This window comes from Stenotrophomonas sp. STEN046, from assembly GCF_056759755.1.
In genome coordinates, this window is record NZ_JBRRDR010000002.1 from 68,372 (window position 1) to 95,185 (window position 26,814).

At 66.7% G+C, this 26,814-nt stretch carries 25 protein-coding genes and 1 tRNA gene; 14 read left to right on the top strand and 12 right to left on the bottom strand.

What is annotated here, in order from left to right:
* The first annotated feature begins 2 nt into the window (after positions 1–2).
* Complete coding sequence (locus tag ACVOLJ_RS01655; protein WP_481563290.1) at positions 3–698, top strand: hypothetical protein; 696 nt, start codon at positions 3–5, stop codon at positions 696–698.
* Positions 699–870: 172 nt separating this feature from the next.
* On the opposite strand, the gene ACVOLJ_RS01660 is transcribed toward ACVOLJ_RS01655, so the two are convergent.
* Both ACVOLJ_RS01660 and ACVOLJ_RS01665 read right to left on the bottom strand, forming a co-directional pair.
* Positions 871–960 (bottom strand) — tRNA-Ser (locus ACVOLJ_RS01660).
* 85 nt (positions 961–1,045) lie between these two features.
* Positions 1,046–2,038: a LysR family transcriptional regulator gene (locus ACVOLJ_RS01665; protein ID WP_025878750.1), complete on the bottom strand. Its 993-nt coding sequence runs from the start codon at positions 2,036–2,038 to the stop codon at positions 1,046–1,048.
* Positions 2,039–2,160: 122 nt separating this feature from the next.
* Here ACVOLJ_RS01665 and ACVOLJ_RS01670 point away from each other — a divergent pair, with 122 nt between their 5' ends.
* Both ACVOLJ_RS01670 and ACVOLJ_RS01675 read left to right on the top strand, forming a co-directional pair.
* On the top strand, positions 2,161–2,748 hold the full coding sequence (locus ACVOLJ_RS01670) for an FMN-dependent NADH-azoreductase (protein ID WP_475280547.1): 588 nt from the start codon (positions 2,161–2,163) through the stop codon (positions 2,746–2,748).
* 197 nt (positions 2,749–2,945) lie between these two features.
* The gene (locus ACVOLJ_RS01675) at positions 2,946–3,296 is read left to right on the top strand and encodes an SH3 domain-containing protein (RefSeq protein ID WP_475280548.1); all 351 of its coding nucleotides are present in this window, start codon (positions 2,946–2,948) and stop codon (positions 3,294–3,296) included.
* A 316-nt stretch (positions 3,297–3,612) separates the two neighbouring features.
* Here the strand turns inward: ACVOLJ_RS01675 and serS are convergent, their stop codons facing one another.
* A complete protein-coding gene (serS, locus tag ACVOLJ_RS01680) occupies positions 3,613–4,893 on the bottom strand; it encodes a serine--tRNA ligase (RefSeq protein WP_481563291.1) in 1,281 nt (426 codons plus the stop codon).
* A gap of 113 nt (positions 4,894–5,006) precedes the next feature.
* On the opposite strand from serS, the gene ACVOLJ_RS01685 reads away from it, so the two are divergent.
* Positions 5,007–5,651, top strand: coding sequence for an energy transducer TonB (locus ACVOLJ_RS01685; RefSeq protein ID WP_475280550.1), 645 nt, complete (start codon positions 5,007–5,009; stop codon positions 5,649–5,651).
* A gap of 118 nt (positions 5,652–5,769) precedes the next feature.
* Positions 5,770–6,342, top strand: a complete 573-nt coding sequence (locus ACVOLJ_RS01690) for an energy transducer TonB (RefSeq protein ID WP_475280551.1) — start codon at positions 5,770–5,772, stop codon at positions 6,340–6,342.
* Between the two features lie 141 nt (positions 6,343–6,483).
* Here the strand turns inward: ACVOLJ_RS01690 and aroA are convergent, their stop codons facing one another.
* The 4 genes from aroA to ACVOLJ_RS01710 form a co-directional block, all read right to left on the bottom strand.
* Positions 6,484–7,791: a 3-phosphoshikimate 1-carboxyvinyltransferase gene (gene aroA / locus ACVOLJ_RS01695; RefSeq protein WP_475280552.1), complete on the bottom strand. Its 1,308-nt coding sequence runs from the start codon at positions 7,789–7,791 to the stop codon at positions 6,484–6,486.
* 73 nt (positions 7,792–7,864) lie between these two features.
* Positions 7,865–9,055: a prephenate dehydratase gene (gene pheA / locus ACVOLJ_RS01700; RefSeq protein ID WP_475280553.1), complete on the bottom strand. Its 1,191-nt coding sequence runs from the start codon at positions 9,053–9,055 to the stop codon at positions 7,865–7,867.
* Between the two features lie 51 nt (positions 9,056–9,106).
* Complete coding sequence (gene serC, locus ACVOLJ_RS01705) at positions 9,107–10,192, bottom strand: 3-phosphoserine/phosphohydroxythreonine transaminase (RefSeq protein ID WP_481563292.1); 1,086 nt, start codon at positions 10,190–10,192, stop codon at positions 9,107–9,109.
* Positions 10,193–10,446: 254 nt separating this feature from the next.
* A complete protein-coding gene (locus tag ACVOLJ_RS01710) occupies positions 10,447–11,256 on the bottom strand; it encodes an FHA domain-containing protein (RefSeq protein WP_475280555.1) in 810 nt (269 codons plus the stop codon).
* A gap of 125 nt (positions 11,257–11,381) precedes the next feature.
* Here ACVOLJ_RS01710 and ACVOLJ_RS01715 point away from each other — a divergent pair, with 125 nt between their 5' ends.
* From ACVOLJ_RS01715 to ACVOLJ_RS01725, 3 genes are all read left to right on the top strand, one after another.
* Positions 11,382–11,657 (top strand): polyhydroxyalkanoic acid system family protein, encoded by a 276-nt coding sequence (locus ACVOLJ_RS01715; RefSeq protein ID WP_230111956.1) that lies wholly within the window; start codon positions 11,382–11,384, stop codon positions 11,655–11,657.
* An 81-nt stretch (positions 11,658–11,738) separates the two neighbouring features.
* Positions 11,739–12,230 carry a phasin family protein gene (locus ACVOLJ_RS01720; RefSeq protein WP_475280556.1) on the top strand — a complete coding sequence of 164 codons (492 nt, stop codon included), beginning with the start codon at positions 11,739–11,741 and terminating at the stop codon, positions 12,228–12,230.
* Positions 12,231–12,467: 237 nt separating this feature from the next.
* Positions 12,468–13,499 carry a restriction endonuclease gene (locus ACVOLJ_RS01725; RefSeq protein ID WP_481563293.1) on the top strand — a complete coding sequence of 344 codons (1,032 nt, stop codon included), beginning with the start codon at positions 12,468–12,470 and terminating at the stop codon, positions 13,497–13,499.
* Between the two features lie 101 nt (positions 13,500–13,600).
* Here ACVOLJ_RS01725 and hutC read toward each other — a convergent pair whose 3' ends face one another.
* Positions 13,601–14,329, bottom strand: a complete 729-nt coding sequence (hutC, locus tag ACVOLJ_RS01730) for a histidine utilization repressor (RefSeq protein WP_481563294.1) — start codon at positions 14,327–14,329, stop codon at positions 13,601–13,603.
* 28 nt (positions 14,330–14,357) lie between these two features.
* Positions 14,358–15,728 (bottom strand): formimidoylglutamate deiminase, encoded by a 1,371-nt coding sequence (locus ACVOLJ_RS01735; protein ID WP_481563295.1) that lies wholly within the window; start codon positions 15,726–15,728, stop codon positions 14,358–14,360.
* A 67-nt stretch (positions 15,729–15,795) separates the two neighbouring features.
* On the opposite strand from ACVOLJ_RS01735, the gene hutI reads away from it, so the two are divergent.
* The 6 genes from hutI to ACVOLJ_RS01765 all read left to right on the top strand — a co-directional run bounded on the left by hutI (position 15,796) and on the right by ACVOLJ_RS01765 (position 24,941).
* On the top strand, positions 15,796–17,019 hold the full coding sequence (hutI, locus tag ACVOLJ_RS01740) for an imidazolonepropionase (protein WP_481563296.1): 1,224 nt from the start codon (positions 15,796–15,798) through the stop codon (positions 17,017–17,019).
* Positions 17,016–18,557: a histidine ammonia-lyase gene (gene hutH, locus ACVOLJ_RS01745; RefSeq protein WP_481563297.1), complete on the top strand. Its 1,542-nt coding sequence runs from the start codon at positions 17,016–17,018 to the stop codon at positions 18,555–18,557. The genes hutI and hutH overlap by 4 nt, the downstream gene beginning before the upstream one ends.
* Positions 18,554–19,408 carry an N-formylglutamate deformylase gene (gene hutG / locus ACVOLJ_RS01750; RefSeq protein WP_481563298.1) on the top strand — a complete coding sequence of 285 codons (855 nt, stop codon included), beginning with the start codon at positions 18,554–18,556 and terminating at the stop codon, positions 19,406–19,408. Before hutH ends, hutG begins: the two co-directional genes overlap by 4 nt.
* Positions 19,405–21,072 (top strand): urocanate hydratase, encoded by a 1,668-nt coding sequence (gene hutU / locus ACVOLJ_RS01755; protein WP_475280563.1) that lies wholly within the window; start codon positions 19,405–19,407, stop codon positions 21,070–21,072. The genes hutG and hutU overlap by 4 nt, the downstream gene beginning before the upstream one ends.
* A gap of 133 nt (positions 21,073–21,205) precedes the next feature.
* Complete coding sequence (locus tag ACVOLJ_RS01760; RefSeq protein WP_481563299.1) at positions 21,206–22,642, top strand: serine hydrolase domain-containing protein; 1,437 nt, start codon at positions 21,206–21,208, stop codon at positions 22,640–22,642.
* 190 nt (positions 22,643–22,832) lie between these two features.
* Positions 22,833–24,941, top strand: coding sequence for a TonB-dependent receptor family protein (locus ACVOLJ_RS01765; RefSeq protein WP_481563300.1), 2,109 nt, complete (start codon positions 22,833–22,835; stop codon positions 24,939–24,941).
* A 44-nt stretch (positions 24,942–24,985) separates the two neighbouring features.
* On the opposite strand, the gene ACVOLJ_RS01770 is transcribed toward ACVOLJ_RS01765, so the two are convergent.
* The 3 genes from ACVOLJ_RS01770 to ACVOLJ_RS01780 form a co-directional block, all read right to left on the bottom strand.
* Entirely contained in the window at positions 24,986–25,474 is a 489-nt protein-coding gene (locus ACVOLJ_RS01770) for a hypothetical protein (RefSeq protein WP_475280566.1), read from the bottom strand.
* 76 nt (positions 25,475–25,550) lie between these two features.
* A complete protein-coding gene (locus tag ACVOLJ_RS01775; protein ID WP_475280567.1) occupies positions 25,551–25,958 on the bottom strand; it encodes a hypothetical protein in 408 nt (135 codons plus the stop codon).
* On the bottom strand, positions 25,955–26,329 hold the full coding sequence (locus ACVOLJ_RS01780) for a VOC family protein (RefSeq protein ID WP_481563301.1): 375 nt from the start codon (positions 26,327–26,329) through the stop codon (positions 25,955–25,957). The genes ACVOLJ_RS01775 and ACVOLJ_RS01780 overlap by 4 nt, the downstream gene beginning before the upstream one ends.
* Positions 26,330–26,814: the final 485 nt, after the last annotated feature.

Below are 26,814 nucleotides of genomic sequence, written 5' to 3' on the forward strand. Positions count from 1 at the left end.
GCATGAGATCGATCTTGCTTACAGCCATCCTGGCAGTCACCGCCACTGCCTGTTCGGAACAACCTACCTCAAGCCAGGGCGCAGCATCACTGGCGGCAGAACAGCTCGCGTCGTCCGCCGAATCTGCTCTCCCCCCACAGGCCAGCACGCCGCAACGCTCAATCACTGGTAGCCCATCGGGCTCCAACGCGGCGGCAATTGCAGAGCGCATGTGCATCGGAGACTGCAATGAAGCTGCCCCCTTGCAAGCAAAATCTCGAGAAGAGGCTGAGTGGCTGATCCGCCACAAGTACCCTTCAGAAGCTGAACTCGAATACATGCAGTCAGAGTCACTGGACGTACTGCAACAAAAGGCGTCAGCAGGTGACACCACCGCCGCCACCGTATTGGGAAAGCGAATCGCCTTGGAGAAGAACTTCATGGACGGCCAGGTCATGCTCCGAAATCAGGTGCTCTCGGGCAACTACTACGCGCTATATGCGATCTCGGAGTCATATCGTGAATCGAGAGTGCCAAACGCTGTGGATGGAGCAGCCTACCTCCGTTTGGCCTACATCATGGGCGATCAGAAGGCAGCGATCGAGATCGTGAGGATGCGCCTCAGCTCGGCTGAGCTGGCGGCTGCCGATAGCAGGGCGTCTCTGCTTTACAAGGGATTTGCAGGCGACCAAGTGCCTGATCCGCGCCCGCAAGGCTAGGCGTATCGCAGGCCAAGGGGTGTCCATTCAGGGACACTCCCACTCTGCCGTACGTGAATGACGTGAGCTGCTGCGGGGGGTGTCATCGAGATCGCGCCAAGGCAGGCGCCCTGCCCGCAGGTTCTCCTCCATCAAAAAAGGCCCCTGCGTAAACAGGGGCCTTTCAAAATTTTGGCGGAGAGAGTGGGATTCGAACCCACGGAAGGTTTAACCCTTCGCCGGTTTTCAAGACCGGTGCCTTAAACCGCTCGGCCATCTCTCCGTATCGGCCCAGCCTGCTGGCCGGGCACGCATTCTCGCACGGCCGGGCGATTTGCCCAAGACCGTTGTTGCGTCAGACGCCGGCCTCAGCCCGCGTCCACCGCCAACGCACCCAGCGCACTGGCCTTGATCCGCTCCTTGGCCTTCTCGCACGCACCACCGCAATCCAGGCGCGAGGCCTCCAGCTGCGGCGGCAGGTGCTCGGCCAGGAAGTCGATGAACACCCGCACCGCCGGCAGCAGGCCGCGGCGCGAGGCGAACACGGCATGGCACACGCCCTGCGGCAGCGACCAGTCCGGCAGCACCACTTCCAGCTCGCCATTGCGCACGGCATCGGCGCAGACGGTTTCCGGCAGCATGGTGATGCCGAAACCGTCCTTCACCATGCTCTGCAGCAGCGGGAAGTCGAAGCCAGCCACGCGCGGCTGCAGGTCCACCCGGCGCACCGCGCCTTCCGGTCCGTGCAGTTCCCAGCGTTGGCGCGCTTCGTCTTCACTGATGCTCAGGGTGACATGGTTGGCCAGCTCTTCCGGGTCCTTCGGACGACCGGCGCGGTCCAGGTACTTCGGGCTGGCCACCAGCAGCTCCTGCACCTGGCCGAAGCTGCGCATGACCAGGCTGCCATCGTCATCCAGCCGCGAACGCACGCGCAGGGCGACGTCGTAGCCTTCATTGATGATGTCCACCCGACGGTTGCTGATGTTCAGCTGCAGCCGCACCTTGGGGTACTGCTCCAGGAACTTGGGCAGCAGCTTGGGCAGCTGCATCTGCGCCAGCGATACCGGCACGCTGGCACGCACCAGGCCACGTGGCTCGGCGCTGAGGCGGTCCACCACCTCACGCGCGGCCTGGGCCTCGGCAAGCATGGTCTGCGCGTGGCGATGCACGCTGGTACCGACGTCGGTCACGGCGAAGCGGCGCGTGGAGCGCTGCAGCAGGCGCACGCCCAGATCGGTTTCCAACTGGCTGATACGGCGGCTCAGGCGCGACTTGGGGATGCCCAGTGCGCGCTCTGCTGCGGCGAAACCGCCGTGGTCGACCACCATCGCGAAGTAGTACAGGTCATTCAGGTCATGCATACCCGAGTTCCATATCTAGAACAATACGTGGCATTCAACCACCTTTATCCCGCCGATGCAACAACCTATCGTTCTCTCCGTCGGCGGCAAGCCCGCCACCTCTTCCGAACATAGGTACTGCCATGAAGCTTCTGCACATCGACGCCAGCGTGCTTGGCGACAACTCCGTCTCCCGCCACCTGACCGCCGCCGTGGTGGCCCAGCTCAAGCAGCAGATCGACGGCCTGCAGGTTGATTATCGCGATCTTGACGCCAATCCGGTACCGCACCTGCGCAGCGGCTCTCTGGCAAAGACCGACGCGGCCGAAGCGGCCGATGCTGAACAGGTGCTCGAGCAGTTCCTGGCCGCTGACATCGTGGTGATCGGCGCGCCGATGTACAACTTCAGCGTTCCTTCCACCCTGAAGGCCTGGATCGACCGCGTGGCGGTGGCCGGCCGCACCTTCAAGTACACCGAGAATGGCCCGGTGGGCCTGGCCGGTGGCAAGCGCGTGATCGTGGTCAGCAGCCGCGGCGGTATCTATACCGATTCGCCGGCGGACTTCCAGGAGCCCTTCCTGCGCCAGACGTTCGCCTTCTGGGGCATCAATGACATCGAGTTCGTGCGCGCCGAAGGCATTGCCTACTCGCCGCAGCACCGTGAGGACGCCATTGCCGGTGCGCTGGCCGCGCTGCCCTCGCACGCGTCTGCAGAAGTCGCTGCTGCGTAACGTGTTCCAGCGTTCGGTGCCCCTCTCTCCCTCGTATGGGCACTGAACGCGGGCCGGGATTCCCTCCCCCATCCCGGCCCACCCCGACGGCCCCGTTTTGCGGGACCGTTTTTTTGTGTGGCCTGAGCGGTGCGCCATCCACGCATGGCGTGGATGCAGCGCCATGCATAACACTCATCAGAACGTTAGGCTGAGTCATGAACTACATCGTGACCACTGCACATCGCAGCGAATTTCCGACCCCCTTTACCTTGCGCCGCGGCCAGGCGCTGGTGGTGGGCGAACGCTATGAAGGGCCGGAGGGCTGGGAAGACTGGTTCCTGTGCGAGGCCGAGGGGCAACAACCTGGATTCGTGCCGGCGCCGGTGATCGGTCGCGATGCTCAGGGTGGCGCGTTTGCCACTGAGGATTACTGTGCGCGGGAGCTGGATGTGGATCCCGGGCAGGTGCTGCACGGGCAACGCACGCTCAATGGATGGGCATGGTGCGTGCCGGAGAGCGGCGACGCCGGTTGGGTGCCGCTGGAGAAGCTGCGGGTGGTGGGCTGACGGAATGCGCTATCCACGCATGGCGTGGATCTACTGAACACCCTCGATGAGGAATGCGCTATCCACGCATGGCGTGGATCTACCGAACGCCCTCGATGAGGGATGCGCTATCCACGCATGGCGTGGATCTACTGAACACCCTCGATGAGGGGTGCGCTATCCACGCATGGCGTGGATCTACTGCAGAGCCTGCAGGCAGGGATGCGGACGCGGTGCCGGGAAGGCAGGCCCTCCGCCGAGGCAACGTCCGGTAGATCCACGCCATGCGTGGATCCGAGCTCCCAAAGCCGCCGGGCATGGCCCGGCGCTACCGGTTTCAGCCGATGGTTTCGATGCCACCCATGTACGGGCGCAGCACGTCCGGCACGGTGATGCTGCCGTCGGCGTTCTGGTAGTTCTCCATCACTGCGATCATCGCGCGGCCGACGGCCACGCCAGAGCCATTCAGCGTGTGCGCCAGTTCCGGCTTGCCGGTGGCCGGGTTGCGCCAGCGGGCCTGCATGCGGCGGGCCTGGAAATCGCCGGTGTTGGAGCACGAGGAGATTTCGCGATAGGTGTCCTGCGACGGCAACCAGACTTCCAGGTCGTAGGTCTTGATGGCCGAGAAACCCATGTCGCCGGTGCAGAGCAGCACCTTGCGGTACGGCAGGCCGAGCTTCTCCAGCACCACTTCGGCGCAGCGGGTCATGCGCTGGTGCTCGGCATCGCTCTCTTCAGGGCGGCAGATCGAAACCAGCTCGACCTTCTCGAACTGGTGCTGGCGGATCATGCCGCGCACGTCACGGCCACCGCTGCCGGCTTCGGAACGGAAGCACAGCGAATGCGCGGTCATGCGCAGCGGCAGGCGCTCGGCGTCGAGGATTTCGTCGCGGGCGATGTTGGTCAGCGAGATCTCCGAGGTCGAGATCAGGTAACGCTTCTGCTCACCCAGCTGGGTGATGAACATGTCTTCTTCGAACTTGGGCAGCTGGCCCGTGCCGTACAGGCTGTCGGCGTTGACGATCACCGGTACGTTGGTTTCCTGGTACTCATGCTCGCCGCTGTGCAGGTCCAGCATGAACTGGGCCAGGGCACGGTGCAGGCGCGCGATCGGGCCGCGCAGCACGGTGAAGCGCGAACCGGACAGCTTGGCCGCGGTTTCGCCGTCCAGCCACTTGTTGCGGGCGCCCAGCTCAACGTGGTCCAGCACCTTGAAGTCGAACTGGCGCGGGGTGCCCCAGCGCGACTGCTCGACGTTCCCGCTTTCATCGGCACCGGCCGGCACGTCGTCGGCCGGCAGGTTGGGGATGCCCATCGCGATCGTGTCGATCTTCTCGCGCAGCACCTCCAGGGCCACTTCCGAGGCCTTCAGCTCATCGGCGAACGCGGCGACCTCGGCCATGATGGCCGAAACGTCCTCGCCCTTGGCCTTGGCCTGGCCGATGGCCTTGGAACGGCTGTTGCGCAGGCTCTGCAGTTCCTGGGTGCGCACCTGGATGCGCTTGCGATCGGCCTCCAGTGACTCCAGGGCAGACACGTCGAGCTCGAAGCCGCGGCTGGTGCGCAGGCGTTCGGCGAGGTCGGCGGGCTGGTGGCGGAGCAGGGCTGGATCAAGCATGGCAGGCGTCGTGGTGGGTATCAGGAACGGGATTATCGCCTGTTATACGGATTTCTGCCGCCCGGTTCATTCCGGGCATGGCAGAATCGGGACATTCCGCACTGGTCTGGTCCATGTCTGCTCCCCGCTCGTCGCCTGCCAAGTCGTTCACCGTGCATATCCCGCGCAACGCCCTGAAGATTGCCGGCATCGCGTTCGGTGTGGGCATTCTGTTGTTCGTGGTGGTCTGGTTGGCCGGCCGCGACAAGGAATTCTTCCGCGCCGATGATCCGGCAGCGCAGACCCCGCAGGAAACCGCGCAGGTGGAGCCGCTGCCCGAGCCGCTGGCCGCCGCAGCCGGTTCCAGCGACATGCCCGCGGCCAAGCCCGCGCCGGTGCCGGAAGAGGACGCACCGAAACTGGTGGAAACCGCCCCGCCCCCGCCGCCCGCTTCGATCGAGCCGGCGGCGCCGGCCCCGGGCACTGCCGCGCCGGCCACCGCCAATGCGCAGCCGATGCCGATCAGCGGCCAGTCGCCGCCGCCGGATTACCCGACCGCTGCGCTGCGCCGTGGCGAGACCGGCAGCGTGGTGGTGCGGGTGGAAGTGGATGCCACCGGCTACCCGAACAATGTCACGCTGGTCCAGCGCAGTGGTTCGCGCGATCTTGACCGTGCCGCCACCGACGCCGTGCGCCGCTGGCGCTTTACCCCGGCGCACAGCAATGGCCAGGCGGTACCGGGCAGCATTGAAGTGCCGTTCGACTTCAAGGCGCAGTAACTGAACGCTTTCCGGCAGGCAAACTGAACCCTGCCGGTCGCGTTGACGCAACGCTGACACACCGCTACACCGGCTCGGGCAAGACTTTGGGCGTCGTTACTGACGCGAGGAGTTTGCGATGACTGCCACCACCCACGAAAACCTTCATTCGCCGCAGCTGCAGCAGGATGGCGCGGTTGAGCCGCGCGGCACATCCACCTGGCTGTGGCTGGCACTGATTGTGGCCATGTTCGCAGCGGCGCTGGTCTGGCTGCGGTATTCCAGCCAGGACGAGATTGCCCCGGCCCCGGTGAGCGAGCGCATGCTGCCGGCCACCGAGACGCCCGTAGCGACCGCGCCGGCGCCTGCCGCGCGCCAGGCTGCGCCGGCCCAGAACCAGCGCAAGGCGGCACCGGCGGCAACCCGCAACCGCGAAGCACGCCCGCTGGCCAGCAACGGCAAGCCGGCCTACCCCGCTGCTGCGTTGCGTAGCGGCGTGCAGGGCAGCGTGGTTGCCAGCCTGAACGTGGACACCCGCGGCAACGTGACCGACGCGGCGATCGTATCGCGCAGCGGTGAGCGCAGTCGTGACCTGGACCGCGCGGTGTTGAACACCGTGCAGGGCTGGAAGTTCGAACCTGCCGTGCGTGATGGCCGCAGCGTGGCCAGCGTGGTGCGCGTGCCGGTGGATTTCCGCACCGAGCAGCGTTGATCGCAGGTAGGGTGTGGGAACAGGACGGAGGCTTCGGCCTCCGTTTTTTTTGCGCCTGCCCGAAGCCGCTGGGCATGACCCGGCGCTACCCACGCGTTGTTCCCGGCAGCGCCGGGCCATGCCCGGCGGCTTCGGTACGGCTCAGGCCAGGTTGAACCCCACGCCACGCGCCAGCCCGTCGAAATCGGGGAAGGACGTGGCGACGTTGGCGATATCGTTGATGCGTACTTCGCCATGGCTGATCTGCCCTGCAATCGCGAAGGCCATCGCAATGCGGTGGTCGCCATGGCTTTCAATCGTGCCGCTGCCCAGCGATGCACCGCCATGCAGGGTGGCGCCGTCTTCGGTTTCATCCACCTGCATGCCCAGCGCGCGCAGGCCGGTCGCCATCGCGGCCAGACGGTCCGATTCCTTCACCCGCAGCTCGGCCGCGCCGCTCACCACGGTCTGCCCTTCGGCAGCGGCAGCGGCAACGAACAGCGCCGGGAACTCGTCGATCATGTCCGGCACCAGCGCCTCGGGAATGCGCGCGCCCTTCAGCGGGGCGTAGCGCACCACCAGGTCGGCCACCGGCTCTCCGCCCTGCTCTGCCGGGTTTTCTTCGGTGATGTCCGCGCCCATCAGGCGCAGTGCGTGCAGCAGGCCGGTGCGACGCGGGTTCAGGCCGACCTGCTTCAAGCGCAGTTCGGAACCGGGAATGATGCTGGCGGCAACCAGATAGAACGCCGCCGAAGAGAAGTCGGCCGGTACCACGATGTCGGTCGCACGCAGGCGCTGGCCGCCGCGCAGGCGGGCCTTGCCGGGCGAAAAATCGATGTCCACGCCGAACGCGGACAGCATGCGCTCGGTGTAGTCGCGGGTGGGGTGCGGTTCGGTCACGCTGGTTTCGCCGTGTGCGTACAGGCCCGCCAGCAGCACAGCGGACTTGATCTGTGCACTGGCCACCGGCGAGGCGAAGTCGATGCCGTGCAGCGTCTGCCCGCCATGCACGTGCAGCGGCGGCGTGCCGTCTTCTTCGGTGTCGATCTTCGCGCCCATCTGCGACAGCGGGCCGGTGACGCGGCGCATCGGACGGCCGGACAGCGATTCATCGCCGATCAGCGTGCAGTCGAAGGCCTGGCCTGCCAACAGGCCGGCCAGCAGGCGCATGCCGGTGCCGGCATTGCCGCAGTCCAACGGCGCGCTGGGCGCCTGCAGGCCGTCGATACCGACGCCGTGCACGATGCGCTGCGAAGCGCTGGGTGTTTCGATGCGCACGCCCAACTGGCTGAAGATGCGCGCGGTGGCGCGGGTGTCTTCGCCTTCCAGGAACCCTTCGATATGCGAGGTGCCATCGGCCAGCGCGGCAAACATCACCGAGCGGTGCGAGACCGACTTGTCGCCGGGAATGGTCAGGCTGCCCTGCAGGGGCTGGCCCTTGCGGGCAATCCAGTGCTGCGCGTTGCTCATCGTTCGATCGTTCCGTAAACGCCGGTTGCCGGCGATGCATCAGGGGCGGTGGCCGCAGCCACCACAACAGGAATCAGGGCACGGCCACCGGATAGGAGCCGAGCACCTTGATCTGTGCCGAGTGGGCTTCCAGCTCGGCCAGGGCCGCCTGCATCGGCGCATCGTCGATGTGGCCGGCCAGGTCGATGAAGAAGCCGTATTCCCACTTGCCGTGGTGCGACGGGCGCGACTCGATGCGGTTCATGCTGATGCCATGGCGGGCGAACGGGCTGAGGACATCGAACAGCGCGCCGGGCTTGTCATGGATGAACACCAGCACCGAGGTGCGGTCGTGGCCGGAGGTCGGGAAGATGTTGCGGCCCACCACCAGGAAGCGGGTGGTGTTGTCGGCATCGTTCTGGATCGGCTTGGTGACCACCTTCTTCAGGCCGTACACATGGCCGGCGCTCTCGCCACCGATGGCCGCTGCATCGTCGGCATTGCGCGCACGGCGCGCACCCTCGGCGTTGCTGGCCACAGGGATGCGTTCGGCCTTGGGCAGGTTGGCACGCATCCATGCCGAGGTCTGCATGAACGACTGCGGGTGGCCGTAGACGCGTTCGATATCTTCGATGCGGCCACTGCGCGACATCAGGTACTGCTGCACGCGCAGTTCCACTTCGCCGCAGATCTTCAGGTTGGACGTGAGGAACATGTCCAGGGTGATCTGGATGGTGCCCTGCCCGGAGTTCTCCACCGGCACCACGCCGAAATCGGCGTTGCCTGCTTCCACTTCCTGGAACACTTCTTCGATGCTGGCCATCGGCAGGCCCAGCGCCGAGCGGCCGAAGTGCTTGAGCACAGCCTGCTGGCTGAAGGTGCCTTCCGGGCCGAGGTAACCGATCTTCAACGGCTCCTGCTGGGCCAGGCAGGCCGACATGATTTCGCGATAGACGTGCACCAGCAGCTCATCGCTGAGCGGACCTTCATTGCGGTCCACCACCATGCGCAGCACCTGTGCTTCGCGTTCGGGGCGGTAGTAATCGACGGCAGCGGCGAGCTTGCCCTTGGCCTTGCCGACCTGGTGGGCGAACTGCGCACGCTCGGCGATCAGGCTCTGGATGTCGCGGTCGATCTGGTCGATCTTCGAGCGCACGTCCGCCAGCGCCAGCGGCGCCAGGGTGGGTGCCGGGGTGGCCTTCGACTTGCCCTTGGACCGGGGCTTGGCGCTGTCCTTGGCCGGTTCGGCCTTCTTCGACGCCTTCTTGCTGGGTTTGCTTGCCATCGGAATTCCTTGTTGCGGGGCACGCACCCGACGGTGCGCGCCGTTCATTGCTCAGCCGTGACGCTGCTGGAAATCGGCCATGAAGGCGACCAGCGCCTCGGCCCCGGCCAGCGGCATGGCGTTGTACAGCGAGGCACGGATGCCACCCACCACCTTGTGGCCCTTCAGCGCCAGCAGGCCAGCGGCCTTGGCGTCGGCGACAAAACGGGCGTCCAGATCGGCGCTGGGCAGGAAGAACGGAATGTTCATCCGCGACCGTGCCGAATGCGCCACCTCATTGCGGTAGAAACCACCCGATGCATCGATCGCGCCATACACCAGCGCGGCCTTGGCGGCGTTGCGCTTGGCGAACTCGACCACGCCACCTTCGGCGAGCATCCACTTGAACACCAGGCCCGCCAGATACCAGTTCCAGGTGGGCGGGGTGTTGAGCATGGAATCGCGGGCGACGTGCGATCGGTAATCGAAGATATCCGCGCGCGGCTGGCCGCTGCGCTCCAGCAGGTCACGGCGGATGATCATCACCGCGATGCCGACCGGACCGAGGTTCTTCTGCGCGCCGGCGTAGATGATGCCGTAGCGGCGCACATCCAGCGGTTCGCTGGCGATGGACGAACTGAAGTCGGCAACCAGCGGCACACCGCCGGTATCGGGCACATCACGGAACTCGACGCCATGGATGGTCTCGTTGGCGGTGATGTGCACGTAGGCGGCATCGGCCGACAGATTCCAGCCACTTCGCTCGGGCAGCTCGCGATAGCCGTTGGCCTCGCTGCTGGCGGCGATGTTGACATCCACATAGGGCGCGGCCTGCTTGACCGCGGTTTTGCCCCAGTGACCGCTGACCACGTAATCGGCACGCTGGCCGGGAGTGGCGAAGTTGAGCGGGATCAGTGCCTGCTGGGTGGTGGCGCCACCGGGCAGGAACAGCACTGCATAGTCGTCGGGAATGTCGAGCAGGCGGCGCAGATCGGCCTCGGCTTCGGCGGCCACGGACATGAATTCCGGCCCGCGATGGCTCATTTCCACGATGGAGGCACCGCTACCGTGCCAGTCCAGCATTTCCGCCTGCGCCTGGCGCAGGACCGATTCCGGCAAGGTTGCAGGGCCGGCACTGAAGTTGAACGCGCGCGTCATGTCACACCTGTGAGGCAAGACCCCTAGTATGCCGCAGTGCACCAGCCTTGCGGCCTTATGCGGCAAGGGAAATTTGGTTGCATCGGAATCCATTTGCCGCGCCGAGGACCGCTGGGGCCTTGGTAGTCGCCAACCTTGGTTGGCGTACGCCGGAAGGCGTCGTGCGCGCGGAAGGAGGAAGGAGCCTGCCAACCAAGGTTGGCATCCACCGGAGCGGGCCCAGTGGCGCCGGGCCGTGCCCGGCGAATGCAGGATCAGCGGGCGCCGAACCAGAGCAGCAGGCTGAGCACGGCGGCCAGCAGCAGTGCGCTGCCCAGCAGCCACGGCCAGCGCCGCACCCGGCGCGGGGCAGCCGGCAGCATCGGTGCCTGCTCGGCTTCGTCGGCCCCCTCATCGTCGGCCTGCGGCGGGCGCCGGCGCGGATCGTGGGGCACTTCCAGCACGAACCGGTGCTGGCCATCGAACACCAGCTGGTCGCCGGCCTGCAGCCAGCAGTGGCGCACGGCTACACCGTTCACCCGGGTGCCATCGGCACTGCCCAGGTCGCGCAGCAATACCCGTTCGCCCTGCACTTCCACCCGGGCGTGCTGTTCTGCGAAGTCGGGCTCATCGATCTCGATATCGGCATCGCTGCCACGGCCGATCACGCGCGCCTGCGCCAGGGTGAAACTGCGGCCATGGTGGAGGCCGCCAACACCGCGCAGCAGCCGCTGTTCCTCGCCGTGGTTTTCTGTACTGGATGCCGGTGCGGGCGCCTGCAGCAGGGTCTCGACCTCGCCGCGCAGGACCATTTCCACGCCATCCACATAGACCGCGTCCCCCGCCCGCAGCAGGGCCATGCGGCGAACCGGGCGACCGTTTACGTGGATGCCGCGGATGCCGTTGCCGACCTGCAGCCACAGACCGCGATCGTCCACGCAGAACTGCGCCAGCAGCAGTGCGCCGTTGCCGGCATCTCCCAGCCGCACGCTGCCGTTGGCCTGGCGCACGATGCGCTGCACCCCGGGCCGCAGCGGCTGGTCGGGCTGTTGTTGTTGGCTGAAGTGAACAAGCAGGTTCTGCACGCGGCGCAGACTAGCAGGTTGGCCGCCAACGAAGAAGAACCTGCGATGAGCGCTTGGCGCGGGCGCCATCGATGCGCACAATGCTTGCCCTCTTTGATCATCCCCGCCCTGCGCCAGGAGCCTGCATGTCCACCATCGATGTCCGCCACGCCCACACCCTGCCCGATACCCAGGCGCGTGAAGCGATCGAACAGGTTGCCGCCAAGCTGAGCGAACGCTTCGGCCTGAAGTCGTCCTGGGCAGCGGACGTGCTGAACTTCTCCGGCAGCGGCGTGGACGGCGCGATCGAGCTGCAGCCGGGTGCCGTGCGCGTGACCGCCAAGCTGGGCTTCCTGCTGTCGGCGATGAAAGGCATGGTGGAAAGCGAGATCCAGCGCGTGCTGAAGGAAAAGCTGGGCTGAACCTGCGCTGCGGCCGTCACGGCCCAGCAACGTCGGCGCGCGCTACTCTCGGGGGCAGACCCTACTCCCCCGGGAAGTGCGATGAACCGTTACGAGAATGACGACCGCCGCGATGACGACACCGGCTTCGGCGACCAGGCTGAGCGCTTCTCGCGCAGGCTGAGCGATTCGGCACAGCAGGTGTGGCTGGCCGGACTGGGTGCGCTGGGGCGCGCGCAGGCCGAGGGCGGCCGATTCTTCGATGGCCTGGTGAAGGAAGGCGAGGCCTGGGAAGCGCGCCGCCGTGAGCGTACCGGTGAGCAGGAGCCGGGTTGGCGCGACAACGTGGAGCACTCGCTGGACGATGCCCGCGAGAAGGCATCCGGCACCTGGACCAAGGTCGAGAAGGCATTCGATGACCAGGTGCAGGGGGTGCTCAAGCGCCTGCGCGTACCCACCGCCGACGAGGTGACCGCACTGGAGGCGCGCATCGACGCACTTACCGCCCGCCTGGCCAAGCTGGAACACCGGGCCTCGGCCGATGTCGACGCGCCCTCACCGGGCAGCCATCAGGCACCGGGCAGCGCACCCTGAACCACTTTTGTTGCAACGCAATAAATTTTCGCTGACAATCGCGTAGAACCCGCCAATCGCTTCGGCTGCCGTTTGTTCCCTCCCCTCACGGCTTCAGGATTGGCGGGTTTTTCGTGTCTGCGACACGCTGATCTGCGGGCTGCATCACGCTTCCTGTCGGGAACACCCTGACGCAATCGCCCGGCCGCACCTTTACACTGTGGGCCTCCGTTTTCGCCCCTTCCGTCGTCGCCCTGCATGCTTCCCTGGATTCTGGCCCTGCTGTCGGCCCTGCTTACCTGCGCCCTGGCCACCGTCCATCTGTGGTGGTTCAAGCGCCGACGTACCGAGATGCAACTGGGGCTGCAGGCATTGGCCGGCATGCACTGGCGCGAGTTCTCCACGCTGATCAAGCGCATGCTGCGCGAGCAGCGCGGGCTGCGTGAACTGCAGGACCCCAACGAAGAAAGCCGCGAGCCGAGCAGTGATTTCCTGCTCAGCGATGGCCCCAACCACTGGCTGGTGTCGTGCAAGCACGGCCTGGCCTATCGCATTGGCACTGCGGCAGTGAACGAGCTGGGCGCGGCCGCGCGACTGGCCGGCGCCAGAGGCGGAATGCTGATCACTGAAGGCCGCGTACAGCGCGATGGCCTGGCCGCCGCCGACAAGCAGGCCGTTGAAGTGCTGGACGGGCCACGCCTGTGGCCGCTGCTGCAGCCCTACCTGCCTGCCGATATCGATACCCGGGTACACGCCACGGCGCGCCACGAAGCGCTGCGCCGCATCGCCATCGCCGCGCTGGCTTCGGTAACCCTGGGGCTGCTGGTCGGGCTGGGCCTGCAGGGCATGCACACAGAGGCAGAGAAGGCGGCTCCAGCGCCGGCTCCGGTTGCCGCACCCGCACCGGCACCTGTCGAGCCCGACAAGGCAGTGGAAACGCCGGCAACCGGTGTCACCGCTCCGGCATCGGTTCCGGCATCAGCGCCGGCAACGGCGCCGCAGGGCACGACCGATGCCACACGCAACAACCCCAACCCCGACGCGGCCACGCTCGACCGCTACCAGGCCGAACTGGCACGCGCGCTGGCCGGCCAGTCCGGTATTGCCAGCGGCGTCTGGCTGACCCGGCAGACGCTGGCGATCAACCGCACCGGCGAACTCGAAACCGTGTGGCCACGGGTCTGCCAGGAAGTGCTGCGCTACCCCGCCCTGCGCAACGTGCGCGTGCAGCTCAATGCCCGGCCCGGCGTGGATGAGCCGGTGCGCTGGCGGCAATGCGCGACGTATTGATCAGGCAGCATCCACGCATGGCGTGGATCTACCCGGGGTTCTCGCGCACCGCGTAATCCAAACCGGGATTCAGTAGATCCACGCCGTGCGTGGATACGGCCCTAACGCGCCCCGGGTGCGAAGCGCGCCACAAGGTCCCACGCGTCGCCCAGGAACATCTGCCGCACGCGGGTGATCGGCTGTTCACCGCGCCAGGTAAGGCGCTCGATGACCAGACAGGCGGTGCCAGGCTTCACCTCCAGCAGCTTGGCGGTGGCCATGTCGGCCCCCCAGGCACTGATCCGGTGCTGGGCGCGCGTCCATGACACGTTCTGCAGCAGCCAGCTGCCCGGCGCGGTGGTGTTGAAGTCCACCTGCAGCACTTCAGGCACCCCGACCGGGCTGATCAGGCGGTGTTCCAGTGCCAGCGGACGGCCATCGGCCAGATGCAGGCAGCGCATCGCCAACAACTGCTCGCTGCCGGCCAGCTCCACTTCGCCGGCGTTGTCGGCGGCGGCCAGGCGCAGCTCCCGTTGCAGCAGCTGATAGCCATACTGGTGGCCGCGCGAGCCAACTTCCATTGCGATATCGGGAATCTCCAGCGCAACCTGTTCCAGGTGCGGCGGTTGCCGCGCCACGAACGAGCCGGCACGACGGCGCCGCTCGATCATGCCGCTCTCGGCCAGTGCGGTCAGCACCTTGTTCACCGTCATCCGCGAGCAGCCGTACTGCTCCATCAGCTCGTGCTCGTAGGGGATACGGAAGCCCGGCGCCCACTCTCCGCTGAGGATGCGGCTTTCCAGGTCGCTGCGGATGCGCTGGTTGAGCGTGGCGGACTTGCTGGCCTTCACGTGATGGGGTCTCGGTGGCGGGAAGCGATCAGCCAAGCACGCCACGCAGGGCGGCGGCGAAAGCGCGGGTGATCGCCTCGCGCTGCAGGTGGCGACCCTCGGCTACGCATTGGCGGCCATGGCGCCAGACCGATCGCAGCGCGCCATTACGTGCGGCGAACACCCAGCTGTCAAGCCATGCGTCACCCTGGCGCGCCTGCATTGCCGGGTGTGTGGCGTCCAGTTCAACCAGATCCGCGCTGGCCCCCACCTGCAGGCCCGCGACCACCCCGAGCGCCTGCGCGCCGCCCTGCACTGCGCCTTCAAACAGGAAGCGGCCGCTGCTGCGACTGGCATCCGGCGCCAGTACGTTGCGCCCGCGCAGAGCCAGGCGCTGGCCGTACTCCAGCAGGCGCAGCTCTTCGGCGGCATCGATCAGCACGTTGGAATCGGAGCCGACGCCGAAGCGGCCACCCTCGCGTGCGAACGCCTGCATCGGGAACAGGCCGTCGCCAAGGTTGGCTTCGGTGATCGGACACAGGCCGGCCACGGCGTTGCTGGCGACCATCTGCCGGCGCTCGTCGTCGGTGATGTGGGTGGCATGCACCAGGCACCAGCGCGCGTCCACGGACACGTGCTCGTACAGCCACTGCACCGGGCGCTGGCCGCTCCAGGCCAGGCAGGCCTCGACTTCACGTACCTGCTCGGCGATATGGATGTGGATCGGGCCGTCGGTGAGCGGAAGCAGCGCTCCCAGCTCTTCGCCGGTGACCGCGCGCAGGCTGTGCGGGGCGATGCCGAGCACCGCGTCGGGCAGCGTGGTCAAGGCCGGCTTCGCTGCGTCCAGCAACCGTGCGAAGCCGTCCACATCGTGGATCAGGCGGCGCTGCGCCGGATTCGGCGGCGCGCCACCGAAATCAGCATGGGCATAGAACACCGGCAACAGCGTCAGGCCGATGCCGGTCTGCTCGGCGGCGGCGGCGATCCGCGCACTCATCTCCGCAGGGTTGGCATACGGCCTGCCATCGGCGTCGTGGTGCAGGTAGTGGAATTCACCGACACGGGTGAAGCCGCTCTCCAGCATCTCCATGTACGCCTGCGCGGCGATGGCCTGCACCGCCTCCGGGCGCAGGTGGGCCAGGAAGCGGTACATCAGCTCGCGCCAGCTCCAGAAGCTGTCGCCGTCACCGCCGCCGATCTCGGCCAGACCGGCCATGCCACGCTGGAAGGCGTGGCTGTGCAGGTTCGGCAGGCCCGGCACCAGGATGCCGACACGGGTGTCCCCGTCCTGCGCGCCCCGCCCCTGCGTGATCGCCGCGATGCGGCCGTCGCGCACCTGCAGGCGCACATCGGTGGCCCAGCCCTCGGCCAACAGGGCGTGGGCGGCATGGAAGCAGTGCGGGGAACGCGAATCGGACATGGCTGGACAACCCGAAATGGACGCCTATATTGTATAGACATATAAGCACAGCCGCGTTGTGGATGCCATGCACGTCGATACCCTCTGGTCCAACGTTCACCTGATCACCCTTGATGGCGAGGGACTTGCCCTGCAGCGCGATGCCGTCCTGGCCTGCCGCGACGGCCGCATCGTCCACGTCGGCCCGGCCGGCAGTGACACCCACCTGCGACCGACCACGCGCATCGATGGCGAGGGCCGCTGGATCTCGCCCGGCCTGATCGACTGCCACACCCATCTGGTCTACGCCGGCAACCGCGCCAACGAATTCGAGCAGCGCCTGCAGGGCGTCAGCTATGCCGAGATCGCCCGCGCCGGCGGCGGCATCGTGTCCACCGTGCGCGCCACCCGCGCCGCCACCCCGGAACAGCTGGCCCGCGAAAGCCGCCCGCGCCTGCTGGCGATGCGTGCCGAGGGCGTGACCACCATCGAGATCAAATCCGGCTATGGGCTGACCCTGGAAGACGAGCGCAAGCAGCTGCAGGTAGCGCGTGCACTGGGCGAGGAATGCCGGGTCAACGTGGTGCCGACCTTCCTGGGCGCGCACGCGGTGCCGCCGGGCCGTGAGGCGCAGGAGTACACCGACGAGGTGTGCAACATGATGATTCCCGCCATTGCCGCCGAAGGCCTGGCCGAAGCGGTGGATGTGTTCTGCGAGAACATCGCGTTCTCGCCCGCGCAGGCGCGACAGGTGTTCGAGGCCGCGCGCGCGCACGGACTGGCGATCAAGATCCATGCCGAGCAACTGAGCAACCAGCATGGCGCCGAACTGGCAGCCGGCTTCGGTGCGTTGTCGGCCGACCATATCGAACACCTGGATGACGCCGGCATCGCCGCGATGGCGGCGGCCGGAACCGTGGCGGTGCTGCTGCCCGGTGCCTTCTATTTCACCCGCGATACCACCCTGCCACCGATCGCCGCGCTGCGTGCGGCCGGCGTGCCGTTGGCGCTGGCCACCGACAGCAACCCCGGTACCTCGCCACTGACCAGCCCGCTGCTGGCGATGAACATGGGCGCGACCCTGTTCCGCCTGACCGTGGACGAATGCATCGCCGGCTTCACCCGTGAAGCAGCGCGCGCACTGGGCCGTGGCGATCGCATCGGTCGCCTTGCCATCGGCATGGACTGCGACCTGGCGATCTGGGACATCGACGCCCCCGCCGACCTGGTCTATCGCATTGGATTCAACCCGCTGCACGCGCGCGTGGTGCGCGGACAGCCCGACCTGCCTGCCTCCTGGAGCAACACATGAGCAACACCCTGGTTCTTCGCCCCGGCCATGTCACCCTTGCCCGGTGGCGGCAGGCCTATCGCGGCGCACCGCTGGCACTGGACCCGGCCGCGCTGCCGGCCGTGCGTGCCAGTGCCGCGACCGTGGCTGCCATCGTCGCCAAGGGCGCGCCGGTGTATGGCATCAACACCGGCTTCGGCAAGCTGGCCAGCGTGCGTATCGAGCGCGAAGACCTGGCCACCCTGCAACGGAACATCGTGCTCTCGCACGCGGCCGGCGTGGGCGAACCGATGCCGGCCAACGTGGTGCGGCTGATGATGGCGCTGAAGCTGGTCAGCCTCGCCCAGGGTGCTTCGGGCGTGCGCGAGGAAACGCTGCTGCTGCTGGAAGCGCTGCTGGTGAAAGGGGTGGTGCCGGTGGTACCGGCGCAGGGCTCGGTCGGCGCGTCCGGCGATCTGGCGCCGCTTTCGCACCTGGCCGGGGTGATGATCGGCGTCGGCGAAGCCTTCGTCGGTGATGAACGCCTGCCCGCCGTGGACGCGCTGGCACGCGCCGGCCTGCAGCCGGTGGAGCTGGGTGCGAAGGAAGGCCTGGCGCTGCTCAACGGCACCCAGTTCTCCACCGCCTATGCCCTGGCCGGTCTGTTCGAAATCGAAACTGTGTTCCAGGCCGCACTGGTGACCGGTGCGCTGTCGGTGGAAGCGGCCAAGGGCTCGGACACGCCGTTTGATCCGCGCATCCATGCCCTGCGTGGACAGCGTGGGCAGATCGCCACCGCCGCCACGCTGCGCAGCCTGATGCAGGACTCGGGCATCCGCGAATCGCACCGCGACAACGACGTGCGCGTGCAGGACCCGTACTGCCTGCGCTGCCAGCCACAGGTGATGGGCGCGGCACTGGACATCCTGCGCCAGGCGGCGACCACGCTGGAAATCGAAGCCAACGGTGTGTCCGACAATCCGCTGGTATTCACCGAGACCGGTGAAGCGCTGTCCGGTGGCAATTTCCACGCCGAGCCGGTGGCCTTCGCCGCCGACATGCTGGCGATGGCGGTGTGCGAGATCGGCTCGATCAGCGAACGCCGCCTGGCGATGCTCGTTGACCCGGCGCTGTCCGGCCTGCCGGCGTTCCTGACCCCTCGCCCCGGCCTGAATTCCGGCTTCATGATTCCGCAGGTTACCGCTGCCGCGCTGGTCTCGGAGAACAAGCAGCGCGCCTATCCGGCCAGCGTCGATTCGATTCCGACCTCGGCCAACCAGGAAGACCACGTGTCGATGGCCGCGCACGGTGCACGCCGACTGATGCAGATGGCCGAGAACGCCGCCAACGTGATCGGCATCGAACTGCTGGCCGCCGCGCAGGGCTGTGATTTCCATGCGCCGCTGCGCTCCAGTGCCGCACTGGAAACCGTGCGCACCACGCTGCGCGCGCAGGTGCCGACGCTGGAAGAGGATCGCTACTTCCACCCGGACATGGTGGCCGCCACCAACCTGGTGCGCAGCGGTGCGTTGGCGCAGGGCCTGGCCCATCTGTTGCCAAGCGTGGAGCCGCAGGCATGAATGCCCACCCCGAATGGCTGACGGTGCACGAGGGCGATGCCCCGTTGATCGTCAGCTTCCCGCACACCGGCAGCGAGTTGCCGCGCGACCTGATCGGCGATTTCCACTCGCCGTGGCTGGCGCGCCGCGATGCCGACTGGTGGGTGCACGAACTGTACGACTTCGCGCGGGGCATGGGCGCAACCACGGTGCGCTCTGCGATCTCGCGCTCGGTGATCGACCTCAACCGCGACCCCAGCGGCGTCTCGCTGTACCCGGGCCAGAACACCACCGGCCTGTGCCCGCTGACCACCTTCGACAACCAGCCGCTGTACCACGCCGGCCGCGAGCCGGATGACACGGAAATCGCGCGCCGTCGCGACACCTATTTCACGCCCTACCACGATGCGCTGGCCACACAGATCGCGCGCCTGCGTGTACGCCACGGCACGGTGGTGGTGTACGACGCGCACTCGATCCGCTCGCATATCCCGCACCTGTTCGAGGGTGAGCTGCCGCAGTTCAATCTTGGCACCGCCGGCCCCTCGGGCGCGCCGGATACCTCCTGCGACAACGCGCTGAGCGACGTGGTGGAAAACCTGCTGAAAATCAGTGGCATGAGCCAGGTGCGCAACGGTCGCTTCAAGGGCGGCTGGATCACCCGCCACTACAGCAGCATCGCCGGTGGTGTGCACAGCCTGCAGATGGAACTGGCCTGCCGCGGCTACATGCACGAATCGCTGCCGGACCAGGTGGACGAGCACAGCTGGCCCACCCCGCTCGACACCGACCACGCCGCACCGTTGCGCCACACCCTGGCGCAGGTGCTCAACGCCTGCCTCGAATTCGCTACCAACCGGAGCGCCGCATGACCCGCAACGACCCGTCCCGCACCATCGCCGCGCCCACCGGCAGCACGCTCAACGCCAAGAGCTGGCTGACCGAAGCGCCGCTGCGCATGCTGATGAACAACCTGCACCCGGACGTGGCCGAGCGGCCGCAGGAACTGGTGGTGTACGGCGGCATCGGCCGCGCCGCGCGCGACTGGGAAAGCTTCGACGCCATCGTCGAAACACTCAAGCGGCTGGACGATGACCAGACCCTGCTGGTGCAGTCCGGCAAGCCGGTGGGCGTGTTCCGTACCCATGCCGATGCACCGCGTGTGCTGATCGCCAATTCCAACCTGGTGCCGCGCTGGGCCAACTGGGACCACTTCAACGAGCTGGATAGGAAGGGCCTGGCCATGTACGGCCAGATGACCGCTGGCAGCTGGATCTACATCGGCGCGCAGGGCATCGTGCAGGGTACCTACGAAACCTTCGTGGAAATGGGCCGCCAGCATTTCGGTGGTGACCTGACCGGCAAGTGGCTGTTCACCGGCGGCCTCGGCGGCATGGGTGGCGCGCAGCCGTTGGCCGCGGTGATGGCCGGCGCCTCGTGCCTGGCCGTTGAATGCCGCAAGAGCAGCATCGACATGCGCCTGCGCACCGGCTATCTGGATACCTGGACCGACAACCTGGATGAAGCGCTGCGCCTGATCGACGAAGCGTGCAAGGCCGGCACGCCGAAATCGGTGGGCCTGCTCGGCAACGTTGCCGATGTGTTGGCCGAACTGCTCGCGCGCGGCATCAAGCCGGACATGCTGACCGACCAGACCTCCGCGCACGACCCGGTGAACGGCTACCTGCCGCAGAGCTGGACCGTTGAACAGTGGGACGACAAACGCGTGTCCGCCCCGAAGGAAGTGGAGAAGGCCGCGCGTGCGTCGATGGCCAATCACATCCGCGCCATGCTCGGCTTCCACGCGCTTGGCGTGCCCACCGTGGACTACGGCAACAACCTGCGGCAGATGGCGCTGGAAGAAGGCGTGGCCAATGCCTTCGATTTCCCGGGTTTCGTACCGGCCTACATCCGCCCGCTGTTCTGCCGCGGCATCGGCCCGTTCCGTTGGGCCGCACTGAGTGGTGACCCGGAAGACATCGCCAAGACCGATGCCAAGGTGAAGGAGCTGATTCCGGACAATCCGCACCTGCACCGCTGGCTGGACATGGCCGCCGAGAAGATCAAGTTCCAGGGCCTGCCGGCGCGCATCTGCTGGGTGGGCCTTGGCGACCGCGATCGTCTCGGCCTGGCGTTCAACGAGATGGTTGCCAACGGTGAACTGAAGGCACCGGTGGTGATCGGCCGTGACCATCTGGATTCAGGCAGCGTGGCGTCGCCGAATCGCGAAACCGAGGCGATGGCCGATGGTTCCGATGCGGTGTCCGACTGGCCGCTGCTGAACGCACTGCTCAACACCGCCAGTGGTGCGACCTGGGTGTCGCTGCACCATGGCGGCGGCGTGGGCATGGGCTTCTCGCAGCACGCCGGCATGGTGATCGTCTGCGACGGTACCGAAGCGGCGGCGAAGCGGATTGCGCGCGTGCTGTGGAACGATCCGGCCACCGGCGTGATGCGCCATGCCGATGCGGGGTATGAAATCGCGATCGACTGCGCAAAGGAAAAGGGACTGGATCTGCCCGGCATCCTGGGCTGACTGTGTAGGTTGCCGGCCAGCGGCCGGCACTACCGCAAGGCACCTGTAGAGCCGGGCCATGTTCGGCTCTACAGGGTTGACCCAGTGCCCGCCGCTGACCAACATGCGCCATCAACGCTGATGGATCACCGCGATGTACCGCACGCTCATTGCTGCATTGCTTTGCGCACTGTTTGCCATTCCGGTCGCTTCGGCGCGTGACGTCCCCGCCGATCTCTCTACTCAGCTCGACGCCCAACTGCAGACCAACCGCGAGCGCTATGGCATTGCCGGCCAGGCGGTACTGGTCGCCCACAACGGCCAGGTGCTTTACCAGGGCGCCAGCGGCGAACGCGATCCCGTCGCCCATGCAGCAGCCGCTGTTGATTCCATCTTCGCCGCACAGTCGATGGCCAAGCTGCTGACCAGCACGCTGGTGATGCAGCTGGTGGACCAGCGCAAAGTGGATCTGGATGCACCCGCAAGCCGCTATGTGCCGGGCCTGCCGACTGCATGGCAGGCAATCCACGTGCGCGACTTCCTCAACCACAGCTCCGGCATCGCCGAGTACTACGACCGCGTCGACAACCGCTGGGTGAGCAAGGGCTACCCCGGTGTTGCACCGAGTCTCAGCGCTGCATTGAAGGTTGCTGGCGCCGCACCGATGCAGTTCATCACCGGTACCCGCGTGCAGTACACCCAGGCCAACTACCTGGTGCTGACCGCCTTGCTGGAAGCGCAGTACCGCAAACCCTACCCGGCTATCGCGCGCGAACGCATCCTGCAGCCGTTGAAGATGGCCCGCACATCGTGGGGCGTGGCAAGCGTGCCTGTGCAGCGCGCGGCGGTGCCGTACATCGGCAGGCAGGGCGGACTGCAGCCGGCCAATGAAGATCCCTGGCCGAACTACGGTTGGGGCCACGCCGATCTGCAGACCACCGTGGGCGACATGAACCTTTTCCTGCAAGCGTTGGCGACCGGCAAGCTGGTACGCACCTCCTCACTGGAAACGCTCTGGCAGCCGCAGAAACTGAGCGGTGGCGGCAGCAACTTCTTCTCCACTGGCTGGGACACCACCCGCAGCGACGGCTACACCCAGGTTGGCCACGATGGCGGTACCCGCGTACGTGCGCGGCTGGCCTACCGGGGTACGCTTGCCAGCGGTTACTGGGTGTTCGTGTACCTGACCAATGGCAGCGCCCGTAACGTGTGGTCGAGCACGCTGGTGGAAAGCACGATGGCGGTGGCCGCACCGGAGGAATTTCCGCATGCGGTGCTGTCGGAGCGGCTGATCGGCTATGCGTTGGATGACGGCGCCGATGCGGCGCAGCTGATGCGTAGCTGGCTGCGCGGCAGCAATAGGGTTGCTGCCAGCGAACTGGAACGCGCGATCAATGCCGATGGTTACGCCATCCACGAGAGCCTCGGTGCAGGCAAGGCGTTGAAGGTGTTCGCTCTCAATACCGAGCTGTATCCGGATTCGGCCAATGCGTGGGACAGCCTGGCCGAATGCCACGGGGCGCTTGGCGAGAAGGAAACTGCGGATCGGTTGTATGCGAAGGCCAAGGCGCTGGCCAAGCCCTCGCCGTAACCCCCGCTGTAGAGCCGAGCCTCTGCTCGGCTGCTCTTCGTTGCGATCGCAGAAAAACCGCGCTGCGCGCGATAGCCAAGCATGGGCTTGGCTCTACAAAGGTCGCGCTGGCCATACGCGACCGGTGGGTGACGTGACGCCGCCGACCTGTTAACTTGCGCGCCACTTTCGTAGTTTACAGCATTCCCGCATGTCGCTCTCGCCGTACCGCCCCACCCCATCGCTGCTGTTCCTGGCCGTTTCCCTCGGCCTTTCCATCACCGCCCATGCCGCCCCGCAGGCCACCACGCTGGATGCGGTGCAGGTCACCGCTGGTGATGCCAGCGCGCAGGCGCGCGAGGCACTGAAGCGCATACCCGGCGCCAGCAACGTCATCGACGTGGCCAAGGCAGACAGCCGCCTGTCCAGCAGCGCCGATGTGCTGGCCTACCAGCCCGGCATCAGCGCGCAGTCGCCGGGTAACGAGGGCACCAAGATCTCGATCCGTGGCTCGGGCATCAACCGGGGCCCCGGCGCGCATGCTTCGGGTATTGCTGTGTCGATCGACGGCCTGCCGCTGACCGGCCCCGGGGGCACGCCGTATGAACTGCTTGAACCGCTGTGGCTGTCGCGGGTGGAGGTATTGCGCGGCGCAAACGGTTTCGAGCGTGGCGCGCTGGCGCTGGGCGGTGCCATCGACTACGTGAGCCGCAGCGGCCGCGATTCGGCCGGCGTGCAGCTGCACTACGAAGCCGGCAGCCGCGGCTACCAGAAGCGCGGGATCAGCTGGGGCGGCGTCAATGGTGATGTCGACTACTTCCTGGCCTACACCGATACCGAATTCGACGGCTACCAGCGCCATGCGCGCGGCGATGGCAAAGGCGCGATGGCCAACATCGGCTGGCAGATCACCCCCGACCTGCAGACCCGCTTCTTCGTGCGCTATCGCGAAACCAATCACGAGACGCCCGGGCGCCTGACCCGTGACCAGATCCGCAACGATCCACGCGCGGCCAATCCTGCAAACCTCGCCATCGACGCGCAACGCCCGCAGCCGGGTAGCACGTGGGTGGGCAATGTCACCACGCTGCAGATCGATGAGGATTCCTCGCTGCAGGCCGGGCTGGTCTATCACAAATATCCGATGGACTTGAACGAGAGCCTGTACCGCCAGCAGCTGGACTACGCCAACCTCAACGCCACGCTGGATTATCGCCGCCGCCATGCACTGTTCGGCCTGGACAGCGAAACCACCGTCGGCCTGCGCGTCACCCACGACCTGGATGCCGACGTGCGCGAGTCGCTGCGCTTTGCCAGCAACGGCTATGCCGCCGGCACGCGCACGCGCGACTTCCGCCACCATGGCACCGACAGCACCCTGCACGTCAGCAACATCCTCAGCTTGAACGATCGCCTTCGCCTGCAGACCGCACTGGCCGTCATCAACACCCGTCGCGATGTGCAGGTCACCTGGCCGGCCACGGGCGGTCGCCTGCGCGGCGATGACTGGGACTATGCACCCCGGCTGGGTTTCACCTGGCAGCAGACGCCGCAGACGCAGTGGTTCGGCAACCTCAGCCGCTCGGTGGAAGCACCGCACCCGTGGTCGATGATCTGGGGCTCGAACCAGTATTTCGGCCCGGGCAATGGCCCCTCAACCGGGCGCCAGCGCACGCCGGTGCCGATGCAGAACCAGACTGCGACCACGCTGGAACTCGGCGCACGCGGCGAAGCGGCGCTGGGCCGCTGGGAACTGACCGGCTACTACGCGCACGTCAACCACGAGCTGCTGAGCGTGGAGCTGCAACCGGTGCCGAACCTGTTCATCGCCGAGAACAATGCCAGCCCCACCGTGCACCGCGGCATCGAAGCCGGGCTGGACAGCACGCTGTGGCAGGCCGTGCCGGGCCGTCTGTCGTTGCGCCAGGCGTACACCTTCAATGATTTCCGCTATCGCCATGATGCGCGCTTCGGCAGCAACCGCCTGCCGGGCCTGCCGCAACATGCCTACCAGGCCGAACTCCGCTTCGACCACGCCTCGGGCCTGTATGCGGCGCTCAATACCGAATACGCCTCGCGCATCGCGGTGGACTACGCCAACAGCTACTGGGCCGATAGCCATGTGATCTTCGGCAGCCGGATCGGCTACGACGCACCCGGTGGCCGCTGGCAGGCGTGGGCAGAGATGCGCAACATCGGCGACCGCCATTACGCAGCGACGGTGACGCCCGGCTACAACGATGCCGGCAAGGACGTGGCGCGCTCAACGCCAGGCGAAGGCCGTGGCGTGTATGCGGGCATGCGCTGGCGCTTCGACTGATCCTGCATGGCGGCAGCGCCGGGCAGTGCCCGGCGCTCCAAAGATCAGGCAATGCGCCAGGACGGCAGGCGCTCGCTGCGCTTCCAGATGGCAGGGGCGATACCTACCATCAACAGCCCCGCCAGCCATTTCGGCGAGGTACTGAGCAGCGTCGTGGCCAGCGACGGGTCCAGCGGCGCGGTCTCGTTCTGCCACGGGTTGTAGCCGAGGTAGATGATGCTGCCAGCCCACCACAGCAGGGCCACCCCGATGCCCACCAGAAGCAGGGCCATCGTGCGGCAGGTCCAGCGCTGCGAGGTCGTCCCCCATTCGCGGGAAATGGCCACCAGCAGGCCAACCACCAGCAGCGACACCAAGGCCACCAGGCCGATGTCCACCGTATGCCCGACACGCTCGTAGCTGCAGGCTCGGCAGTGCACTTCCTCGGCTACAGCATCCGCGGCGGGTTGAACCGCCGCAGGCGCGGACTGGGCCATCGCCGTGAACGGCATCAACAGGGCGAACATCGCGCCCATCATCCAACGAATCAACATCCTGTTCCTGCGTGCAGCGACATCCATGCGCTTTCTCCTTGCGTGTGATTGAAATCAAAGGTCGAGGCAAACCCTGCTACAACGCCTTGAACACCTGCATCAGGCTGACCGCATCGGGCGCGAACGCCTGCGCAAGCCAGCCCAGACCAGCGAAAAACACCAGCAGGCCCAGCAGCGGCCAGATCGTATGGGACAGGCACAACCGCCACCAGCCCTGCGCCTGCATGCCCTGCATACGCCGGTACAGGCCGCCGGCGAACACGCCATAGGCCACCAGCACGGCCAGTGGATAGCGCAGCAGCATCGCGTCCAGGCCCGCCAGGCGCAGCAGGTGCGAGGCGAGGAACCCGGCAGCGCCGGTCAGCACGACGATCAAGGCCATCTGCAGCCGTGGCCAGCCACGATGCTGCAGTTGCCGACGTGCGTGCATCGTTTCGGTGCTGCGGCGGCGCGGCATCGAAACGGGCTGGCGGACGTGCTTCATGCCGCCTTGGTCACCGCCTCGATGCGATGGCCATCAGGATCGATCACGAACGCAGCGTAGTAGCGGTCGCCGTAATCCGGGCGCGGGCCGGCAGGTCCGTTGTCCTGTCCTCCGGTTGCCAAGGCGGCGCGATGGAATCCATCAACGGCTTCGCGCGTGGCTGCTGCGAGCGCCAGGTGGAAGCCTGGTCCCGGCGCGCTGGCACCCTCGCGCAGCTTCAGGCACAGCAGGTCTTCATCATCGACCAGGCCATAGCCGATCGCGGTGTTGTCTTCGAAAACGCGGCGGTAACCGAGTGCCGCGAGCGCGGCATCGTAAAAGCGACCGGCACGCTCCAGATCGCGGACACCCAGCGAGAGGTGGTGCAGCATGCAGACATCCTTGCCAGGCACGCGCGGGCTGCGCTGGCCGGATTCTACCCTACCGTGGCGGCGCGTCTACAGGCCAGCGCCAATCGCAGTCCTGCGGCATCCACAGCAACCGCAGCGCGGTGCGGATCCTATATTCTGGGCGGCCAAGGAATGGAGCAGCTCCCGCATGCAGGCGTCCCAGTTCACCCGTCCTGTCGCCAGCATCATGTTCCTGCCAATGATCGGCCTGGCCGGTTGGGGTTCGTGGTTCGGCACCTATTGCATGAGTGACGGCTGCCTGGGTGTGTTTGCGCTTTGGCTTGCCGCACTGGCAGCCCTGGTGCTGCAGGCCCTGCTGGTCCTGCCCCTGCACGCCTGGGCACTGAAAAGGCAGGGTGCCGATGCGGCCCGCCGCTATGTGCGCTGGCTGGCTGCATCGATCATCGCCGTGCTGTCGCCCATGTTTGCATGGTTGGGCCTACATGTTCTTCAAGTAGTCCGCACGC